Source organism: Pseudoalteromonas sp. GW168-MNA-CIBAN-0100 (assembly GCF_040309225.1).
In the GTDB taxonomy this organism is placed as follows: Bacteria; Pseudomonadota; Gammaproteobacteria; order Enterobacterales; family Alteromonadaceae; genus Pseudoalteromonas; species Pseudoalteromonas arctica.
The window spans coordinates 1-235 of sequence record NZ_JBEOOL010001116.1 but is presented as its reverse complement, the minus strand read 5'-3'; the positions used below and the strand labels follow the sequence as shown (position 1 = coordinate 235).

The following is a 235-nucleotide window of genomic DNA, read 5'->3' as shown; positions in this document are numbered from 1 at the left end:
ACTCTAAAAATTCAGTTGTCCTAGTGACACATTTATGTGTCCCCATCGTCTAGAGGCCTAGGACACCGCCCTTTCACGGCGGTAACAGGGGTTCGAATCCCCTTGGGGACGCCACTTACTATTTATAGTATTGTATTAAGCAGTGCGACACCGCACTCTCTATGCACGACGTTATCAAGAGTACTAATCTCTTGGGGACGCCACTTACTATTTTAAGTATTGTATAAAGCAGTGT

Annotated in this window: 1 tRNA gene; it reads left to right on the top strand. The window is 45.1% G+C overall.

The window, feature by feature from the left end:
• Positions 1 to 38 precede the first annotated feature (38 nt).
• Positions 39 to 114 (top strand) — tRNA-Glu (locus AAEY62_RS24830).
• The last annotated feature ends 121 nt before the right edge of the window (positions 115 to 235 follow it).